General features: G+C 72.1%; 18 protein-coding genes and 1 pseudogene. 8 read left to right on the plus strand and 11 right to left on the minus strand.

Going from position 1 to position 17,562, the window contains the following annotated elements; translation table 11 throughout:
* Positions 1-3 precede the first annotated feature (3 nt).
* The 4 genes from ACVWW9_RS00960 to ACVWW9_RS00975 all read left to right on the plus strand — a co-directional run bounded on the left by ACVWW9_RS00960 (position 4) and on the right by ACVWW9_RS00975 (position 3,857).
* Entirely contained in the window at positions 4-1,575 is a 1,572-nt protein-coding gene (locus ACVWW9_RS00960) for an APC family permease (RefSeq protein WP_354259603.1), read from the plus strand.
* Entirely contained in the window at positions 1,572-1,988 is a 417-nt protein-coding gene (locus tag ACVWW9_RS00965; protein ID WP_354259600.1) for a universal stress protein, read from the plus strand. The genes ACVWW9_RS00960 and ACVWW9_RS00965 overlap by 4 nt, the downstream gene beginning before the upstream one ends.
* An 82-nt stretch (positions 1,989-2,070) precedes the next feature.
* The gene (locus ACVWW9_RS00970) at positions 2,071-3,411 is read left to right on the plus strand and encodes an aspartate aminotransferase family protein (protein WP_456514029.1); all 1,341 of its coding nucleotides are present in this window, start codon (positions 2,071-2,073) and stop codon (positions 3,409-3,411) included.
* Complete coding sequence (locus tag ACVWW9_RS00975; RefSeq protein WP_354259594.1) at positions 3,408-3,857, plus strand: Lrp/AsnC family transcriptional regulator; 450 nt, start codon at positions 3,408-3,410, stop codon at positions 3,855-3,857. The genes ACVWW9_RS00970 and ACVWW9_RS00975 overlap by 4 nt, the downstream gene beginning before the upstream one ends.
* A 17-nt stretch (positions 3,858-3,874) precedes the next feature.
* Here ACVWW9_RS00975 and ACVWW9_RS00980 read toward each other — a convergent pair whose 3' ends face one another.
* Positions 3,875-4,189 (minus strand): hypothetical protein, encoded by a 315-nt coding sequence (locus ACVWW9_RS00980; protein ID WP_456514030.1) that lies wholly within the window; start codon positions 4,187-4,189, stop codon positions 3,875-3,877.
* A 53-nt stretch (positions 4,190-4,242) separates the two neighbouring features.
* Here ACVWW9_RS00980 and ACVWW9_RS00985 point away from each other — a divergent pair, with 53 nt between their 5' ends.
* Positions 4,243-4,470 carry a hypothetical protein gene (locus ACVWW9_RS00985; RefSeq protein WP_456514031.1) on the plus strand — a complete coding sequence of 76 codons (228 nt, stop codon included), beginning with the start codon at positions 4,243-4,245 and terminating at the stop codon, positions 4,468-4,470.
* A 9-nt stretch (positions 4,471-4,479) separates the two neighbouring features.
* Here the strand turns inward: ACVWW9_RS00985 and ACVWW9_RS00990 are convergent, their stop codons facing one another.
* Positions 4,480-6,144: an ABC-F family ATP-binding cassette domain-containing protein gene (locus tag ACVWW9_RS00990; protein ID WP_456514032.1), complete on the minus strand. Its 1,665-nt coding sequence runs from the start codon at positions 6,142-6,144 to the stop codon at positions 4,480-4,482.
* Between the two features lie 155 nt (positions 6,145-6,299).
* Between ACVWW9_RS00990 and ACVWW9_RS00995 the strand changes: the two genes are divergently transcribed.
* Complete coding sequence (locus ACVWW9_RS00995; protein WP_456514033.1) at positions 6,300-6,542, plus strand: hypothetical protein; 243 nt, start codon at positions 6,300-6,302, stop codon at positions 6,540-6,542.
* A gap of 22 nt (positions 6,543-6,564) precedes the next feature.
* Here the strand turns inward: ACVWW9_RS00995 and ACVWW9_RS01000 are convergent, their stop codons facing one another.
* Complete coding sequence (locus ACVWW9_RS01000; protein ID WP_123695887.1) at positions 6,565-6,801, minus strand: hypothetical protein; 237 nt, start codon at positions 6,799-6,801, stop codon at positions 6,565-6,567.
* Between the two features lie 129 nt (positions 6,802-6,930).
* Here ACVWW9_RS01000 and ACVWW9_RS01005 point away from each other — a divergent pair, with 129 nt between their 5' ends.
* Positions 6,931-7,269, plus strand: coding sequence for a TraR/DksA family transcriptional regulator (locus ACVWW9_RS01005; protein WP_456514034.1), 339 nt, complete (start codon positions 6,931-6,933; stop codon positions 7,267-7,269).
* A gap of 37 nt (positions 7,270-7,306) precedes the next feature.
* Here ACVWW9_RS01005 and ACVWW9_RS01010 read toward each other — a convergent pair whose 3' ends face one another.
* The 3 genes from ACVWW9_RS01010 to ACVWW9_RS01020 form a co-directional block, all read right to left on the minus strand.
* Entirely contained in the window at positions 7,307-8,563 is a 1,257-nt protein-coding gene (locus ACVWW9_RS01010) for a flavin monoamine oxidase family protein (RefSeq protein WP_456514035.1), read from the minus strand.
* Positions 8,564-8,636: 73 nt separating this feature from the next.
* A complete protein-coding gene (locus ACVWW9_RS01015) occupies positions 8,637-9,083 on the minus strand; it encodes a GNAT family N-acetyltransferase (RefSeq protein ID WP_456514036.1) in 447 nt (148 codons plus the stop codon).
* A gap of 54 nt (positions 9,084-9,137) precedes the next feature.
* On the minus strand, positions 9,138-9,413 hold the full coding sequence (locus tag ACVWW9_RS01020) for a response regulator transcription factor (protein WP_456515390.1): 276 nt from the start codon (positions 9,411-9,413) through the stop codon (positions 9,138-9,140).
* Here ACVWW9_RS01020 and ACVWW9_RS01025 point away from each other — a divergent pair.
* Entirely contained in the window at positions 9,297-12,608 is a 3,312-nt protein-coding gene (locus ACVWW9_RS01025) for a hypothetical protein (RefSeq protein ID WP_456515422.1), read from the plus strand. The two genes, ACVWW9_RS01020 and ACVWW9_RS01025, sit on opposite strands and share 117 nt — an antisense overlap.
* A 191-nt stretch (positions 12,609-12,799) precedes the next feature.
* Here ACVWW9_RS01025 and ACVWW9_RS01030 read toward each other — a convergent pair.
* From ACVWW9_RS01030 to ACVWW9_RS01050, 5 genes and pseudogenes are all read right to left on the minus strand, one after another.
* Positions 12,800-12,946, minus strand: a pseudogene (locus ACVWW9_RS01030) (FAD-dependent oxidoreductase); the annotation flags it as partial.
* 119 nt (positions 12,947-13,065) lie between these two features.
* Positions 13,066-15,645 carry an excinuclease ABC subunit A gene (locus ACVWW9_RS01035; protein WP_456514037.1) on the minus strand — a complete coding sequence of 860 codons (2,580 nt, stop codon included), beginning with the start codon at positions 15,643-15,645 and terminating at the stop codon, positions 13,066-13,068.
* 45 nt (positions 15,646-15,690) lie between these two features.
* Positions 15,691-16,416, minus strand: coding sequence for a competence/damage-inducible protein A (locus tag ACVWW9_RS01040; protein ID WP_456514038.1), 726 nt, complete (start codon positions 16,414-16,416; stop codon positions 15,691-15,693).
* A 79-nt stretch (positions 16,417-16,495) separates the two neighbouring features.
* The gene (locus ACVWW9_RS01045; protein WP_354259556.1) at positions 16,496-17,008 is read right to left on the minus strand and encodes a hypothetical protein; all 513 of its coding nucleotides are present in this window, start codon (positions 17,006-17,008) and stop codon (positions 16,496-16,498) included.
* A gap of 61 nt (positions 17,009-17,069) precedes the next feature.
* Positions 17,070-17,543, minus strand: coding sequence for a hypothetical protein (locus ACVWW9_RS01050; protein WP_456514039.1), 474 nt, complete (start codon positions 17,541-17,543; stop codon positions 17,070-17,072).
* Positions 17,544-17,562: the final 19 nt, after the last annotated feature.

The raw sequence follows: 17,562 nt of genomic DNA on the forward strand, positions 1-17,562 counted from the left end.
GTCGTGACCGACCACCGCACCACCCCCGCCACCGGGGGTCCTGCCAAGCTCAAGCCGAACGCCATCGGCTTCTTCGACGCCCTCGTCATCGGGCTCGCCTCGACATCGCCGGCGTACACGATCGCCGCCATCATCGGCGGCCTGGTGCTCTACACGGGCGTGCACGCGCCCGGCATCATGCTCGCGAGCTTCATCCCGATGCTGCTGATCGCCTCGGCGTTCTACTACCTCAACACGGTCGACCAGGACTGCGGCACCACCTTCTCGTGGGTGACGCGCGCCATGGGGCCGTGGTTCGGCTGGATCGGCGGCTGGGCGATCGCGATGACCGGCGTGCTCATCGTCGGCTCGCTCGCCGAGGTCGGCGTGCGCTACTCGCTGCTGACCGTCGGGCTCGAGGACCTCGCGTACGACCCGGTGGCCATCCGCGTGCTCACCGTGCTGCTCATCATCGTGATGACGGCGATCTGCGTCTGGGGCACCGAGATCTCTGCTCGGCTGCAGAACGTGCTCATCGTGTTCCAGATCGTCTCGCTGCTCGTCTTCGCGGTCGTCGCGCTGACGCAGGTCTTCTCGAACACCTCCGCGTTCGACTCGATCACACCGTCGTGGGAGTGGCTGAACCCGTTCGGCGGCGGCTGGGAAGGGGTGACGGCGGGCCTGCTGCTCGGCGTCTTCGCCTACTGGGGCTGGGAGTCGGCGGTCAACCTGACCGAGGAGACGACGAACTCGTCGCAGTCGCCCGGCAAGGCCGCCATCTGGTCGACCATCGTGCTGCTCGTCACCTACCTGTCGGTGACCATCGCGGTCGTCGCGCTCGCCGGCGACGCCTTCCTGGCCGAGACCGCCGACGAGGAGGACGCGATCTTCCAGGTGCTCGCCGCCGACACGATGGGCCCGTGGGCCTGGGTCGTCATGCTCTCGGTCGCCACCTCGGCCATCGCCTCGACGCAGACGACGATCATCCCCGCGTCGCGCACCGGGCTCAGCATGGCCCGACGCGGCGCGCTGCCGAAGATGTTCGGCCACATCCACCCGCGCTTCCGCACCCCCGACGTCTCCACCTGGTGGGTCGCCGGCATCGCGAGCGCGTACTACCTCGTGGTGGGCCTGCTGAGCGAGACCGCGCTGTGGGACACGCTCACCGCGCTCGGCCTGCTCATCGCCTTCTACTACGCCCTCACCGGCATCGCCTGCGCGATCTACTTCCGCAAGCGGCTCACGAAGAGCGTGAAGAGCTTCGTGCTCATCGGCGTCGGCCCCGTGCTCGGCTCGCTGCTGCTCATCTGGCTGCTCATCTCGGCGATCATCGACTACGGCAACCCCGAGAACGCGTACACCGAGACCCCCTGGTTCGGCGTCGGCCCGCCCCTCGTGATCGGCATCGGCATCTTCGCCACCGGCGTCGTGCTGATGATCATCTGGTACTTCCGCGACCGCCGGTATTGGGAGGAGCGCCCGAGCACCGCGGAGCAGCCGATCGTGCGCATCGACACCACATCGGTGGGCACCGGTTCCGTGGGCCGCGGCGCGGTCGGGAGCGGCACGGCGGGCAGCGGGGAGACGAAGCCATGAGCGTCCTCCTGGGCTACGACGAGTCGCCCGGCGCCAAGGCCGCGCTGACGATCGCGATCGACGTCGCGAGCCGCTACGGCGAGCAGCTCGTCATCGTCTACGGCACCGAGCCGCCCGGCGGCGTCGGCGAGGAGCGGCGCACGCACGAGGCGATGCTGCAGCAGTGGGGGCGCGAGGCCGTGGGCCACGCGCTCGACGCCGCCGCAGCCGCCGGTGTGGATGCCGTCACCGAGCTCGTGTCGGCGCGGCCCGTCGATGCGCTGCTCGAGCAGGCGGAGCGGCACGATGCCCGCCTCATCGTCGTCGGCACGTGGGGCGAGAGCCCCATCCGCGGCGCCATCCTCGGCTCGACCCCGCACAAGCTGCTGCACCTGAGCCGCCGACCCGTGCTCTGCGTGCCGCTGCCGACCTGACCGCGGGGGACGCATCCGAGCGTCCACATCCGAGTGCCATCATCCGAGCGCACCGAACGACCACCACCGACGAAGGAGTCCCATGCCCGCCCCCGCCGACCACCTGTGGATGCACTTCACCCGCATGGCCAACGCCGACGCGGCGCCGGTCATCGTGCGGGGTGAGGGCGCCTACATTTGGGACGACCGCGGCAAGCGGTACCTCGATGGCCTCGCCGGGCTGTTCGTCAACCAGCTCGGACACGGGCGCGAGGACCTCGCCGCGGTCGCGGCGCAGCAGGCGTCCACGCTCGCGTTCTTCCCGCTCTGGTCGTACGCGCATCCGAGCGCGATCGACCTCGCCGACAAGCTGGCGTCCCTCGCCCCCGGCGACCTCGACCGCGTGTTCTTCACGAGCGGCGGCAGCGAGGCGGTCGAGAGCGCCTGGAAGCTGGCGAAGAACTACTTCAAGCTCACCGGCCGGCCGATGAAGCACAAGGTCATCAGCCGGGCGATCGCGTACCACGGCACCACGCACGGGGCGCTGTCGATCACGGGACTGCCGCCGCTCAAGGCGCAGTTCGAGCCGCTCGTGCCCTCGACGTTCCGCGTGCCGAACACGAACCAGTACCGCGCGCCGATCCACGCCGACGACCCCGAGGCGTTCGGCCGCTGGGCCGCCGACCAGATCGCGGTCGCGATCGAGCAGGAGGGGCCCGAGACCGTCGCGGCGGTCTTCCTCGAGCCCGTGCAGAACGCCGGCGGATGCTTCCCTCCCCCACCCGGGTACTTCCAGCGGGTGCGCGAGATCTGCGACGAGTACGACGTGCTGCTCGTCTCGGACGAGGTGATCTGCGCATTCGGGCGCCTGGGCACGATGTTCGGCGCCGAGCGGTACGGCTACCAGCCCGACATCATCACGTGCGCGAAGGGCCTCACCTCTGGCTACGCGCCGCTCGGCGCGATGATCGCGAGCGAGCGGCTGTTCGAGCCCTTCGCCCAGCCCGGCGCGATGTTCGCGCACGGCTACACCTTCGGCGGCCACCCGGTGGCGACCGCCGTCGGGCTCGCGAACCTCGAGATCTTCGAGCGCGAGGGCGTGCTCGAGCACGTGCGGGCCAACGAGGGCGCCTTCCGCGCCACGCTCGAGGGGCTGCTCGACCTGCCGATCGTCGGCGACGTCCGCGGCGACGGCTACTTCTACGGGATCGAGCTCGTGAAGGACAAGGGCACCCGCGAGACGTTCGACGACGACGAGAGCGAGCGGCTGCTGCGCGGCTACCTCTCGGGCGCGCTCTTCGAGGCGGGCCTCTACTGCCGCGCCGACGACCGGGGCGACCCCGTCATCCAGCTGTCGCCCCCGCTCATCTGCGACCAGTCGCACTTCGACGAGATCGGACAGATCCTGCGGGGCGTGCTCTCCGAGGCGGGGTCGCGGCTGTGAGCCTCCCCGACGCGCAGGACAAGGCGATCATCGCCGAGCTCCAGCGCGACGGGCGCGCGCCCTACGCGGCGATCGCCGAGACGGTCGGCCTCAGCGAGACCGCGGTGCGGAAGCGCGTGAAGCGGCTGACGGATGCCGGGGTCATGCAGATCGTGGCCGTCACCGACCCGATGCAGCTCGGCTTCGCGCGCCAGGCCATGATCGGCATCCGCGTCTCCGGCGAGCTCGAGCCGGTCGCCGAAGCGGTGTCGGCGCTGGCCGAGGTCGACTACGTCGTCATCACGGCCGGCTCGTACGACGTGCTCGCCGAGGTCGTCTGCGAGAGCGACGCGCACCTGCTCGAGCTCGTGTCGCAGCGCATCCGCTCGATCGACGGCGTGCGCGAGACCGACACGCTGATGTACCTGAAGCTGCAGCAGCAGAGCTACGCGTGGGGCGTGCGGTAGCGCCCACTCGTCGCCGCTCACTCCACGCGGAAGTGCCGCACGCGCTCGTCGCGCTCGAGCAGGTACGCGTCGTCCTCCGGGTAGTAGACCGCCAGCTCGGGATCGTCGCCCGCGAACGCCTCGATCGCCGCGAGCGACGTCCAGCGCGAGACCGTCGAGATCTCCGTGCGCCCGTCGCCGAGGTCGCGCGTGAGGATCCACGCGTCGAGGTTGCCCGGCGTCTCGCGGTAGGCCTCCATGCCCGTCCGGCGCACGTAGTCGACGTAGGCCTCGCGATCGCTCGTCCGGATGACGCCCGTCCACATGCGCACGACCGATCCCTGCTCGCTCATGCCGGGGACGCTACTCCTGCCTCGCCCCGCTGCGTGGACCCTACGCTCGAGCCATGGACACCCGACTCGTCGTCGCGCAGGTCGCGATCGGCTTCGTGCTCGCCTTCTGCCTCTGGGCGCAGGTGTTCCCTCGCTCGAACTGGCGGCTCTTCTGGAGCCGGCAGTACCGCTTCAGCCACGTGCGCGGCGAGCGCGAGCAGATCGCGTTCGTCCGACGCCTCACGGTCCTGCCCATCGTCGTCTGCGTCATCCTGACCGTGATCATCCAGGTCTGGGGCTGAACAGCGCCGTCAGCGCTCGGTGACCTGACCCGCCTCGACGCGCCAGTGCCGGTCCGTGCGGACCGTCTCGAGCATCCGCCGGTCGTGGGTCACGAGCAGCAGCGTGCCGTCGTAGGTCTCGAGCGCCTGCTCGAGCTGCTCGATCGCCGGCAGGTCGAGGTGGTTCGTCGGCTCGTCGAGCACGAGCAGGTTGACGCCGCGCGCCTGCAGCAGCGCGAGCCCAGCGCGCGTGCGCTCGCCGGGCGAGAGCTCGTCGACCGGTCTGCCGACGTGGTCGGCCCGCAGCCCGAACTTCGCCAGCAGCGTGCGCACCTCGCCCGAGGCGAGCTCGGGGATGAGCGCCTCGAACGCCACCGCCAGCGGCTGCGAGCCCGCGAGCAGCGAACGGGCCTGGTCGATCTCGCCGATCCGCACGCTCGCGCCCAGGCTCGCCGAGCCTTCGTCGGGCGACTGCTGACCGAGGAGCGCCCGCAGCAGCGTCGACTTCCCGGCGCCGTTCGGCCCGGTGATGCCGATGCGCTCCCCCGCGTTCACCTGGAGCGACACCGGCCCGAGCGTGAACGATCCCTGCCGGAGCACGGCACCGCTGAGGGTCGACACGACCGAGCTCGACCGCGGCGCCGCCCCGATCGTGAACTCGAGCTGCCATTCCTTGCGCGGCTCCTCGACCTCCTCGAGGCGCGCGATCCGGCTCTCCATCTGCCGCACCTTCTGCGCCTGCTTCTCGCTCGACTCCGTCGACGCCTTGCGGCGGATCTTGTCGTTGTCGGGCGCCTTCTTCATCGCGTTGCGCACGCCCTGGCTCGACCACTCCCGCTGCGTCCTCGCGCGCGACACGAGGTCGGCCTTCTTCTCGGCGAACTCGTCGTACTGCTCCCGCGCGTGCCGGCGGATGGTCGCGCGCTCCTCCAGGTAGGCGTCGTAGCCACCGCCGTAGATGCGGTTCGAGCTCTGCGCGAGGTCGAGCTCGAGCACCCGGGTCACGGCGCGCGCGAGGAACTCGCGGTCGTGGCTCACGAGCACCACGCCGCCGCGCAGCCCGCGCACGAACTCCTCGAGCCGCTCGAGGCCGTCGAGGTCGAGGTCGTTCGTCGGCTCGTCGAGCAGCACGATGTCGAACCGCGACAGCAGCAGCGCGGCGAGGCCGACGCGCGCGGCCTGGCCGCCCGACAGCGACGTCATGAGCGCCTCCTCGATCGACGCGCCGTGCAGCTCGAGGCCGAGGTCGGCGAGCACGATCGGCAGCCGCTCGTCGAGGTCGGCGGCGCCGCTCGCGAGCCAGCGGTCGAGCGCTGCGGAGTAGGCGTCCGCCGGGTCGACGCCCGCGGGCGCGAGCGACGGGTCGCCGAGCGCAGCGGCCGCCGCGTCCATGTCGGCGGTCGCCTGCGCGCATCCGGTGCGCCGCCCGATGTAGTCGGTGACCGTCTCGCCGACGACGCGCTCGTGCTCCTGCGGCAGCCAGCCGACGAAGGCGTCGGCGGGCGCGAGCGCGACCGTGCCGGCCTGCGGCTCGTCGATGCCCGCGAGCAGCCGCAGCAGCGTCGACTTGCCGGCGCCGTTCGCGCCGACGACGCCGACGACGTCGCCCGGGGCGACGGTGAGGTCGAGCGAGTCGAACAGCGTGCGATGGCCGTATCCGCCGGCGAGGCCCTGAGCGACGAGCGTTGCGGTCATCCGCCCATCCTCTCAGCCCGTCGCGCACGCGGCGCACGACGGCGCGATCGGTCGTCCGGCGCTCGAAGGGCGCGCGGTGGAGGCGGTGCGCGCCGATACCGGCCGTCCGCGACCGTTCCCTAGGCGTTCGTCGCGCTCGGGGCTACGGTCAGGTCATGGAGCCCTCCCCTGCGCATGTCGGATTCTCCGAGGACCACGCCGCCACGATCGTCGACGAGCTGAACGCGTGCGCGCCCGACGCCGAGGGGCTCGGCGCGTGGCTCGCTCGCACCGGGGTCGAGACGGAGCGCATCGTCACCAGCAAGACCCTGACCTACATCACGCTCGCTCGGCGCAGCGAGGACGGCGGCAGGATCGTGCTGATGCTGCTGGACGGCGTCTGGGAGCGCGCGATCTAGCCGAACGCGATCCCGCTGATCGCTAGGGAGCGCTCGTGCCGTAGATCTCAGGGCGTGCGGGCGACGCTCCGAAGTAGTCGAGCTCGAATCGCTCCAGCACGACGCGCATCACGGGGCGGGTGTCATGGCCCTCGACGCGCTCGACGTCGCGGGCGGCCCTGAAGAGCCCGGCCACGACGTGCTGCTCGTTGACCTCGTCGCGCTCACTGTCGACATAGCGAGCGGCATCCGCGACCAACCGGTCGTACCGCTCTCGCATCGAACCCCTCGTCGTCTCGGCTTCCATCGTGCCGTCTTGGACGCTCGTCCGCAAGCGCGGGAGCTACCGTGTCAGCATGATTCCCATGCGTGGCACCGCCCGGCGCGGATGCGGTCGGAGGGATCGCTGATGGCTGCCTCCCGTGCTGACGACATCGCCGCTCGACGTCGTGAGGCGCTCGATGGGCTCGCGGAGGTGGAGCGTCAGCTCGCCGAGCTCCGAGGGATGCGCGGGGTGCAGCACGACGACGACGAGCACGACCCGGACGGCGTCTCGCTCTCGTCGGAGTGGTCGCGGCTCGAGGGCCTGCGGCAGACGCGGCTCGATGCGCTCACGGCGATCGACGAGGCGGCAGCGCGCATCGCGAGCGGCGAGGGCGGGATCTGCAGCGTCTGCGGCCGGCCGATCGCGCCCGAGCGGCTCGAGGCGCGGCCGCAGGCGACGACCTGCATCGACTGCGCGCCCTGACGCCTCACCCGTGCGACCGTTCGCCGGGCCCCAGCGCTCACGCGCTGAGGCGGCGTGCGACGGATGCCGCGGCCCGACCGCCAGAGACGAGCGCTCCCTGGATCGACGCGGTCTCCCGGTGATCGCCCGCGACGAGCACGCGCCGTCCCGTCCAGAGCGGGCCGGGCGCGATCGGCCCTGGCAGCTGCGCGGGAACCGCGTGGCGCACCACGTGGTGCGCGAGCACCTCCCACCCGTGGGTCGACGTGCGGTACAGCCGCTCGAGGTCCCGTCGCACCTCCGCCTCGCCGACGAGGCCGTCAGGGCGGTCGAGGAGCGTCGTCGCCTGGACGAGGTGGGCGCCGGCGGGCGCGTACGAGGGCGCGACCTCCGAGATGACGGCGGTGTTCCAGACGGGTCCGGCCGGGCCTCCTTCGCGGCGTGACGCATCGAGCAGCAGGAAGCGACCGGAGAGCGGGCTGTCGGGCGCCCGGAACCACCAGGTCGTCAGTCCGCGCATCGGAGGCGTAGGAGCAGGAGCGAGGGCGGCGAGGTCGTGCGCCTCGACCGCGACGATCGCCGCCCGGGCTCGGATGGAGCCGTCGTCGGTGTCGACCTGCACCCCGGCATCCGTCTCGCGCACGGCGTGCGCGGGCGTGCGCAGCCGCACCGGCTGGCTGAGCGCTGCGGCGAGCTGCTCCGGCAGCGCCTGCATGCCGGCGTGGGGCAGACCGGGGACGCCGAGCGCGAAGGAGCGCAGCAGCAGGCGCACGTAGTTGGCCGATGCGCTGCCGCTGCTGTCGGCGAGCACGCCCGCGAGGAACGTGTCGAGCACGTGGCGGCGCAGCCGGCCGGTGACGCCTGCGGCGTCGAGGGATGCGCGCAGCGTCAGGTCCTGCGTCGCACGCGACGCGGTCCGGGCTCGGGCGAGCGTCGGACCGAGCCACCGAGCGAGCCCAATGAGATCGCGCGCGGGCACGAGCCCGCTGCGGAGCGTCCGGATGGCGTGCTGCGGGTGCCGCAGCGGATGCGCGAGCGTGCGGGTCGTCGCGCCGGTGCGCACGACGGCGCCGACGCCGAACTCCTGCAGCCCGAGCGCTCGGACGTCGACCCACCGCTGGACCGCCGGGTAGGCGGGGTTGAGCACCTGGAAGCCGCGATCCATCCGGCACCCGTCGACCACGTCGGTGCGCACCCGTCCGCCCACGGCATCCGATGCCTCGACCACCGTCACCGCGAGGCCGCGCGCCTCCAGCCGCCGGGCAGCCTGCAGTCCGGCAAGACCTGCCCCGATGACGATGACGTCGGCGTCCACAGCGCTCCCCTCGACTGCAGCAGCCAGTCTCCCCCGCCCGCCTGTGCCTCCGCGCGGAGCGCAGGCGAGGCGTTCAGACGGCCATCGCGCCGACGACCTCGCCGAAGAGGATCTCGCCGGTGGGCTCGAAGCCGATCCGGCGGTAGAACCCCTCGGGCCCGTCCTCGCCCGGCACCCACAGCACGGTGATGCGGTCGATGCCTCGTCGTCGTGCTTCTGCTGCGACCTGCTCGACGGCGAAGCGCCCGACACCCGTGCCCTGCACATCGGCCGCGACGTTCAGCCGCCACACCCCGGCGCGGAACGCGGCGATCTCGTTCGTCGGGTCCCAGCTCGCCATGACGAAGCCGACGACCTCGTCGCCGTCGACGATGACCCTCGGCCAGGCCGCGGGAGACACGTAGGCCTCGGCGATGGAGTGGACGACGGGCGCCACGTTCGCCGGCTCGCCGACAGCGGGCGGCAGGCGCACCGCGGCGCCCAGGTTCTCTGCAGTGAGCTCGACGAGTCGGAGTGCCATGGCGACACGGTACGACCGACCGATGACACGGACCCGGCGACGCCTCGGTGCCGGCTATCGAGGCAGCAAGCCGAGATCCCTCGCGCGCTGCACCGCGACGAGCCGGTCGTTGCACTCGAGCGTGGCGTACAGCGCACCCAGGTGCTTCCGCACCGTGCGCTCGGAGATACCCATGCGCCACCCGATCGCTCGCGCGGTCAGTCCCCCCGCGAGGTGAGCGAGAAGGATCCGCTCGCGCGGCTTCACCGTCACGGACGCGCGCTCGGACAGCGCTGCGCGACTGCCCTCCAGCGCGATCAGCACCGGCAGGATCCGGCCCGCGATCTCCATCTCTCGGTCGGTGAAGTCCGAGGAGGTGCGGGTGAAGGTCCAGCCGCTCCCGACACCTGGCATCCCCATGTGCGTGAGGAGGCCGAGCTGGTACGCGTGGCCGAACGGGCGGTAGAGCTCGTTGTACAGCGCCGTGCCGTGCCACTCGGCCTGCGTGGCGACATCCGACATCCGCCGAGGGCTCTTGTCGTCGGGCGACCGCTCGAAGCTGCGCACCCCCTGGTGGGTCTGGCCGTAGCGCGCGAGCCCGCTCGCCCGCGCCTCATCGCCCGACGACGCACCGCGCACCGTCGCGGTGCCGGCGATGAAGTCGACCCGAGCCCAGATGACCTCGTCGGCCGGCAGCAGCGCTGCGAGCAGCGCCGGCGCCTGCAGGTCGTACTCCGGCGCATTCGCGATCGCTCGAAGATCGTGGGCGAGATCGATCACGGCAGTGGCGACCGTCGTGCTCGACATCGCGTTCCTCCCCGGGTCGGACCAGGAGTGCGTTGCTGCCGCCGCATCGAGATCCCCGCGATCCGAACGACGCTCGAGCCGCAGGTGGCGGGATGTCAAGTGGCGGGTCCGACACTACCGCGGGCCGGTCCGCGCGAACAGGATCGGGCTTGCACCTGCGCGATGCGGGCGCAGAGCAGCCGCTCACGGCTGCGCACGGAGGTGGCGGCGATGGTGCTGTTGGTGGCATTCGCGGCGGGCGACGGCAGCCAGCTGGTCGCCGAGGGCGGCGGCGGGGGCGAGATCCTCGCGAACCGGGGCGGCATCGGACCGTGGGAGACGTTCCGCCTCTTCAACCGCTCGCGGCCGGACGCGCTCCCCCGGCACGGCGACGCGGTCGCGCTCCAGGTGCACGACGGCGGCTTCCTGACGACGACGAGCAGCGGCGGCCTCACCGCCGCCCAGGACGGGATCGTTGCCGCGTCGGTGTTCACGCTCGAGCGGGTCGAGGGCGCAGGCGTCATCGCGTCCGGCGACGCCGTCGCCCTGCGCGCCGCCGACGGCAGGTTCGTCGTCGCCGAGGGCAACGGCGGCGGCGCCGTGGGGGCGAATCGGCCGCGGCGAGGACCCTGGGAGACGTTCACCGTCACCCTCATGGGCCAGCAGCTCGTGCGCCTCCGCTCGTCGAGCGCCAAATACGTGACCGCGGAGGGCGGCGGCGGTGGAGCGGTCACCGCCAACCGCGACGCCGTGGGCCTCTGGGAGACGTTCAGCCTCATCAACTTCACGCGCACGGGTGCGCGATGCCATCCCGGCGACACCGTGGCGCTGCGCACCTGGAGCGGCGACTACGTCCGGGTCGCGGGCCGCGACGGGGTCGATGCCCGTGCCAACCAGGCCCGCATCGAAGCCCGCTTCCGGCTGACGGCTCCGGGCGATCGCCCCATCCGACATCTCCAGCGCGTCAGCCTGAGGCCCCTGCACAGCGCCGGCTTCCTCGCCGAGCGCAGCGGCACGCTGCACGCCCGCGGCGCGACGGCGGCAGGCTTCGCGCTGTTCACGATCGAGCTGGCGGAGCATGCGGCGATCGGCTTCGGCTGGGTGCCGGACGGCGCAGCGCTCCCTGGCCGCCCGTTCGACCCGCTGCCGTCGCCCGTCGCCTCTCCCCGCGCCATCCTCACGCTGCACTTCTTCGAGCGCGCCGGCGAGCCCGTGACGACCAGCGCGCAGATCCGCCGAGCACTGACCGGCCCAGCACCGAGCCTCGCGTCGTGGCTGCGCACGATGTCCGCCGACCGCTTCCGCATCCGGGATGTCGGCATCCACGGCCCGTTCCTCGTGCCGCCCGTGCCCGCCGGGGCGGCGAACCCGCACCGGCTCGGGCACGACCTGCTGCTCGGCGCTGCCGAGGCCAGCGGCATCCCGCTCGTCGAGCGCGCTGTGGACGGCGTGATCGACGGCGGCCGCACGGCGATCGTGCACATCAAGGCCGGCGGCGTGGGCGGGCAGGTGCACGACGGTGCGGCGAGCACGCCATCGGGACTGCGCGTCCAGGGCAGGGATGCGGGCGTCGGCGTCACCACGGATGTGGACGAGGCCTCCGGCGCAGTGCTGTGCCACGAAGCCTCCCACCTGGTGCTCGACGTGCGCGACCGCTACGGCAGCCGCCAGCCGCTGCGCGGCGATCTCATCGCGAACCGCACCTTCGTCGGCGACTGGGAGCCGTTCGTGATCGAGCGGGTGGGCGGCGCGGGCACCGTCGCTGCGGGCGACGTCGTCACGCTTCGCGCCCATGACGGCGGCTACGTCTCCGTGAGCGATGCGCCACCTCGCGTCGTCAACGTCGAGCCGGAGCGCGACGGCCGTGCGCGCCTGTTCACGGTGCAGCGCAGCGGCGGTGGCGGCGCGATCGCCCATGGCGCTGCCATCGGCCTTCGCAGCGCCGGCGGCACGTGGATGACCGCTGAGCTGGGCAGCGACCACGTCGTGACCGCGAACCGCGCGGCCATGCGCACGTGGGAGACCTTCGAGGTGGTCAAGCAGGGCGGCACCGGCGCCATCAGCTCTGGTGACAGCATCTGCCTGAAGAGCGCGGCCGGGCTGTTCGTCTCGGCGGAGACAGGCGGCCGCAACGGGGCTGGATCGGATGCCGACCGACAGCGCGGATACGTCTGGGGCGGGTCGACGGGCGCCGGGCAGGGTGGCAGCTTCGACAACGCCGATGCGAACTACAGCACGGTCATGCTCTCGCTCTACGACCGCATCAGGCTCGGCTGGGTGCGCCCTCGCTACCTCACCCCGGACGACCGCGGTTGCTTCGTGATCCGCCCGTTCCTCGACCAGCGGGACGCCCTGGTGCTGTTCGACCCGAAGAACCCGCTCGACTGGTACACGGTCGAGAACCGGCAGTTCCGTGCCGACCTGGACGAGGTCCGGTCCTCCGGGCTCGTGATCTCCTGGGTGCGGGAGGACCGCGACTACTGGCAGCGGTGGCTCGACCGGGCGGATGATCCGGAGGACCCGGGCATCGGCCTGCATCTCTGCCCTGCGGTCGTCTCTGCCGCTGCGCCGGCAGTGCCTCCGAACATGCTGGCGCGGCCCGTCGTGTTCGACCACGCGTCGGTGACGAAGCGGAACGACCCGGGCGCTGCGTTCACCGAGGGCGAGATCGTCCTGCCGCTGGGCAACGGCGACCCCTCGCGCTTCCACCTGAGCTTCCACGCCGAATCGGCGGGGCACGTCAGCCTGTGCGTGCTGTGATCCGCGGCTGCATCAGCTGCGCGCGCTGAGGCGGCGCTCCACGGCACGGCCCGCGCGATCACCAGCGACGAGCGCTCCCTGGATCGATGCCGTCTCGCGGTCGTCGCCCGTGACGAGCACGCGCCGCGCTCCCCGCCCGGAGCGGACCTCGGCGGAACGGCCCGGGCGCCTGGGCAGTCCGACGGCGTCGGGAAGCCGTCGATCACGTCGGTGCGCATCTGGCCGCCGACCGCGTCCTCCGCCTCGAGGACCACCACCGACCGGCCGCCGGCCTCGAGTCGCCGAGCGCGCTGCAGCCCGGCGAGACCCGCCCCGATCACGACGACATCCGCGTCCATGCAGCCTCCCCCGATCGCGTGACGCTCAGTCGCTCGCGTGCCGCCTCGCCGCCGTCTCGATGGTGACCGACGAGGTGTCGGGCATGGCGGCATCGAGCTCCAGCACGCCGAGTGAGCCGTCAGGCAGGCGCGGCCAGGCGCTGCAGCGCTGAAGCAAGATACGGCGCCGTCCGGCTCGCGTCGACCCCCGCGACGTGCTCGGGCGTGCCCTCCGCGACGACGGTGCCGCCCGCATCCCCGGAGCCCGGTCCGAGATCGATCACCCAGTCGGCCTCGGCCACGACCCGCATGTCGTGCTCGACCATGATCACGGTGCTGCCGCCGTCGACGAGGTCGTGCAGGTGCGCCAGCAGCCGGTCGGCGTCGGCAGCGTGCAGGCCGGACGTGGGCTCGTCGAGCAGGTAGAGGGTGTCGCCGCGTTGGCCTCGCCGCAGCTCGGATGCGAGCTTCACCCGCTGCGCCTCTCCCCCGGAGAGCTGCGTCGCCGGCTGCCCGAGCGCGACGTAGCCGAGCCCGACGTCGATCAGGGCGTCGAGGTGGCGATGCACCTCGGCGTCGGTGAACCACGCGCGCGCATCGCTGACGCTCATGCCGAGGACGTCGGCGATCGTGCGTCCGTCGAGCTTGACCTCGAGCGTCTCCCGGTTGTAGCGGCTGCCCCCGCAGGTGGCGCAGGGCGCGTGGACCGTCGGCAGGAAGAGCAGCTCCACCTCCATGGTCCCCTCGCCCTTGCACGTCGGGCAGCGGCCGGCGGCCACGTTGAAGGAGAACCGGCTCGCGCTGTAGCGGCGACTGCGAGCCTCCGGTGTCGCCGCGAACAGCGCTCGGACGCGGTCGAAGAGCCCCGTGTAGGTGGCGACGTTCGACCGCGACGTGCGGCCGATCGGCTTCTGGCTCACCTGCACGATGCGCCGCAGACGCTCCTTCGGGCCCCGCGCTCGGCCGGTCGTGACCGAGACCGTGCCCTGCGCCAGCGGATCCTCGGGCGCCGCGGGCCGCTCGTCGGCTCCGGATGCGTGCTCGTCGACCTCGGCGGCGAGGCTCGCCTGCAGCAGCTCCGGCAGCGCCTGCACCACGAGCGTGGACTTGCCCGAGCCGGAAACGCCCGTGACCGCGGTGAGCGCCCCGAGCGGGAACGCGACGGTGAGGTCGTGCACATTGTGGCGCGAGACGTCGATGAGCTCGACGCGGTCGTCGCCGGTTCGCCGCGAGCGCGGGTCGCGCTCGGCGTGCGGCGCCTCGAAGAGGTAGCGACGCGTCACCGAGCCCCTCTCGTCGCGCAACCCGTCGAGCTCGCCGCTGTAGATCACGTCGCCGCCCTCGGCGCCGGCACCAGGCCCGATGTCGACGATCCAGTCGGCCTGCCGGATCACGTCGAGCGAGTGCTCGACGAAGTAGACGGTGTTGCCGGTGTCGCGCAGGGTGGTCAGGATGCGGAGGAGCGACTCCGTGTCGGCCGGATGCAGGCCGGCCGACGGCTCGTCGAGCACGAAGACGACGCCGAAGAGCTGCGAGAGCACCTGCGTCGCGAGCCGCATCCGCTGCAGCTCGCCGGACGACAGCGTCGAGGTGGCCCGGTCGAGCGAGAGCGAGCCGAGCCCGAGATCGATGATGGGCGACAGGCGTGCGAGCACGTCGGTGACGAGCCGCCTCGCTGCGAGCAGCTGCTCCGGGGCGGGCGCGCCGGACGCGGCGCGCGGCGTCCAGTCGGGCTCGAGGACCGCGCGGAGCACCACGGCGACGTCGTCGAGCGGCATGGCGGCGAGCTCGATGATGTCGCGCCCCTCGAACGTCACCGCGAGCGCCTCGGGCTTCAGCCTCCTGCCCCCGCACTCGGGGCAGCGGACGCTCACCATGAACGATGCCGCGCGCTCCCGCATCCGGGCGCTCTTCGAGTTCGCGAAGGTGCCCAGCACGAAGCTCCGGACGCCCTGGAACGTGCTCATGTACCGCGGCTCGACGCCCTCGGCGACGGCCTTCCGCACCTCCGCCGGCCCGCGATCCGTGAACACCGGCACCTGCGGCGACTCCTCGGTGAAGAGCACCCACTCACGCTGCTCGCGAGGCACGTCCCGCCAAGGGATGTCGATGTCGTAGCCGAGGGAGATGAGGCTGTCGCGCAGCTGCTTGCCGTGCCACGCGGTCGGCCACGCGGCGAGCGCGCCCTCCCGGATGGTGAGCGAGTCGTCCGGCACCATCAGCGCCTCCGGCACGTCGTGCACGCGCCCGAGCCCGTGGCACGTGGGACATGCGCCCTGCACGGTGTTCATGGAGAAGTCCTCGGCGAGGAGCATCGGCGCTCCCTCCGGGTACGTGCCGACGCGGGAGTAGAGCATCCGGAGCACGTTCGCGATCGTGGTGGCGCTCCCGACGGTGGAGCGCGCCGAGCCGCCCGACCGCTGCTGCGGGAGCGCGACCGCCGGCGGCAGCCCTTCGATCGAGTCGACGTCGGGGCTCCCGACTTGGCTCATGAGGCGTCGCGCATAGGGCGCGACCGACTCGAAGTAGCGGCGCTGCGACTCGGCGTAGATCGTGCCGAACGCGAGCGAGCTCTTGCCGGAGCCGGAGATGCCGGTGAACGCGACGAGCGCATCGCGGGGGATGTCGAGGTCGACGCTCCGCAGGTTGTGCTCGCGGGCGCCGCGGACGCGGACGCGCTCGAGCCCGGCGTTGTGCGGCCAGCGCTCGGGTGCATCCATGTGCGCCAGTCTCTCGTGCTCCCGCTGAGCCGGAGTCGAGACCGCTCAGCCGACCGAGCGGCGGATCGCCGTGAGCCGCTCGATCGCGCGGTCGATCGCCGCCTGATCGGTGCCGCGGACGACGATGTTCGTGCCGTAGCCGGAGCCGTCGCTGAAGGGGTACGACCCGATGCTCAGCTCGGGCATCGCCTCAGCGAGCTCGCGCAGCGGCGCGGCGATCCGACCCTCCCCCACCTCGAAGCGCAGCTCGCCGGACAGGACCGGCAGCCCTGCCTCGAGGCTCGGCAGCAGCGCGTCGAGCATCGCGACGAAGATCGACGGGACACCCGCCATGACGTGCACGTTCTCGACGCTGAAGCCGGGGGCACCGCTGATGCGATTGGCGATGAGCTCGGCGCCGTGCGGGATGCGCGCCATCCGCAGATGCTCCGCCGTGAGCGTCCGCCCTGACCCGACCGCGGCCTGCAGGTCCGCGCGGGCGTCGTCGCGCACGTCGATGCCCACGCCGAACGCAGCGGCGACAGCGTCCGCCGTGATGTCGTCGTGCGTCGGGCCGATGCCACCCGAGGTGAACACGTGCGTATGCCGCGCACGCAGCGCGTTCAGCGCATCGACGATCACGGCGTGGTCGTCGGGCACGACGCGGATCTCACGCAGGTCGATGCCGGCTCGCCCGAGCCGGCCGGCCAGGTGGTGCGCGTTCGCCTCGCGGGTGCGCCCGGACAGGATCTCGTCCCCGATCACGAGCATCGCGGCGGTCGGATTCGTCATGCCTGCAGACTGTCGTGCCGGGCTGTGGGAATCCAGGGCGCGGTGATGCGGCGGGCGCAGATCTCGGCGGATTGCCCCGTCACTCCCAGCGCGCCGGATCGATCGCGGCGTCGGGTGACCACGCATGGAGCTGGAAGGAGGTGACGACACGAGGCCCGTCGACGAGCTCACCGCGGTCGCCGAGGTGCAGTGCGCGAACGTTGAGCCGCTCGAGCGGCGCTCCCGCGCCATGGGCTTCGATCGACACGGCGATGGCCGTGGCCGCCTCGATCAGCTCGTCGCGCGACATCGGCTGCTCGCGGCAGACGCCGACGAACGCTTCGATCTTGACGCCGTCCGAGGGCATCCACTCCATCCATGGCCGCTCGCCGACGAACGCACCATCGCCCACATCCGCTGCATAGGCCGCCTCCCAGATCTCCTCTGAGCCATCGGGCACCCCGATGTCGGCGTGGTTGAGCCAGCAGTTCGAGATGATCTCGGCGACGGGCGTCGCCGTCGGAGCGGGCGTCGGTGCCGGCTCGACCGCGCTCGCGCAGCCGCTGAGTGCGGCGGCGATCAGGATGAGCGAGGCGACGGTGCGTGCGCGCATGCCCTGAGCATAGGTCGCGACCGCGCCACCCCCTCCTGGCGAGGCGCGACCGCTCGCGGCGTCACATGCCGAAGAGTGAGAACGGGCCGCCGTCCTGCGGCAGCTGCGCGAAGACCGTCCCGACGACATCACGGCGATCGTCCTCCGACAGCTCCAGCCCACTGAGGTCGATGACGACGTAGCGGTCCTGCTCCGCGTCGTCCACGCCGCTCGCGAATCCAGTCGCCACGTCGATCGAGTCGAACCGGATGAACGTGCCGAGGTCGGAGACCCACGCTTCGGCGCACGGGATCGCGGCCGAGCAGAGCTCCGCGGTCGCGAGGCGCAACGACGAGACGGCGCCCTCGGGCAGCGGCATCTCGGGATTGGTGAGCGTCCTCTCGAGCGCGAACTCGTCAGCGCTCGGCGGCAGGTACGACGTGTAGCAACCCGTGAGCGAAGCGCACAGGAGGACCACGGCAGCGATCGAGCTCGCTCTGCTGACGCGGGTCGGCCGATCGGCGCGGCCAGACGCTCCAGCGGTCGTGGTGAACACGTCATGAGGATAGGCACGT

This window comes from Agrococcus sp. UYP33 (assembly GCF_054060915.1).

Bases quoted from the DNA above. Each gene is read 5' to 3' on its own strand.
- ACVWW9_RS01035 (WP_456514037.1), bottom strand. From the start codon at position 15,645: ATGGATGCACCCGAGCGCTGGCCGCACAACGCCGGGCTCGAGCGCGTC.
- ACVWW9_RS01020 (WP_456515390.1), bottom strand. From the start codon at position 9,413: ATGGAGATCGCGGGCCGGATCCTGCCGGTGCTGATCGCGCTGGAGGGC.
- ACVWW9_RS01015 (WP_456514036.1), bottom strand. From the start codon at position 9,083: ATGGCACTCCGACTCGTCGAGCTCACTGCAGAGAACCTGGGCGCCGCG.
- ACVWW9_RS00990 (WP_456514032.1), bottom strand. From the start codon at position 6,144: ATGACCGCAACGCTCGTCGCTCAGGGCCTCGCCGGCGGATACGGCCAT.
- ACVWW9_RS01005 (WP_456514034.1), top strand. From the start codon at position 6,931: ATGGCTGCCTCCCGTGCTGACGACATCGCCGCTCGACGTCGTGAGGCG.
- ACVWW9_RS01045 (WP_354259556.1), bottom strand. From the start codon at position 17,008: ATGCGCGCACGCACCGTCGCCTCGCTCATCCTGATCGCCGCCGCACTC.
- ACVWW9_RS01000 (WP_123695887.1), bottom strand. From the start codon at position 6,801: ATGCGAGAGCGGTACGACCGGTTGGTCGCGGATGCCGCTCGCTATGTC.
- ACVWW9_RS00980 (WP_456514030.1), bottom strand. From the start codon at position 4,189: ATGAGCGAGCAGGGATCGGTCGTGCGCATGTGGACGGGCGTCATCCGG.
- ACVWW9_RS01040 (WP_456514038.1), bottom strand. From the start codon at position 16,416: ATGACGAATCCGACCGCCGCGATGCTCGTGATCGGGGACGAGATCCTG.
- ACVWW9_RS00985 (WP_456514031.1), top strand. From the start codon at position 4,243: ATGGACACCCGACTCGTCGTCGCGCAGGTCGCGATCGGCTTCGTGCTC.
- ACVWW9_RS00965 (WP_354259600.1), top strand. From the start codon at position 1,572: ATGAGCGTCCTCCTGGGCTACGACGAGTCGCCCGGCGCCAAGGCCGCG.
- ACVWW9_RS00995 (WP_456514033.1), top strand. From the start codon at position 6,300: ATGGAGCCCTCCCCTGCGCATGTCGGATTCTCCGAGGACCACGCCGCC.
- ACVWW9_RS00970 (WP_456514029.1), top strand. From the start codon at position 2,071: ATGCCCGCCCCCGCCGACCACCTGTGGATGCACTTCACCCGCATGGCC.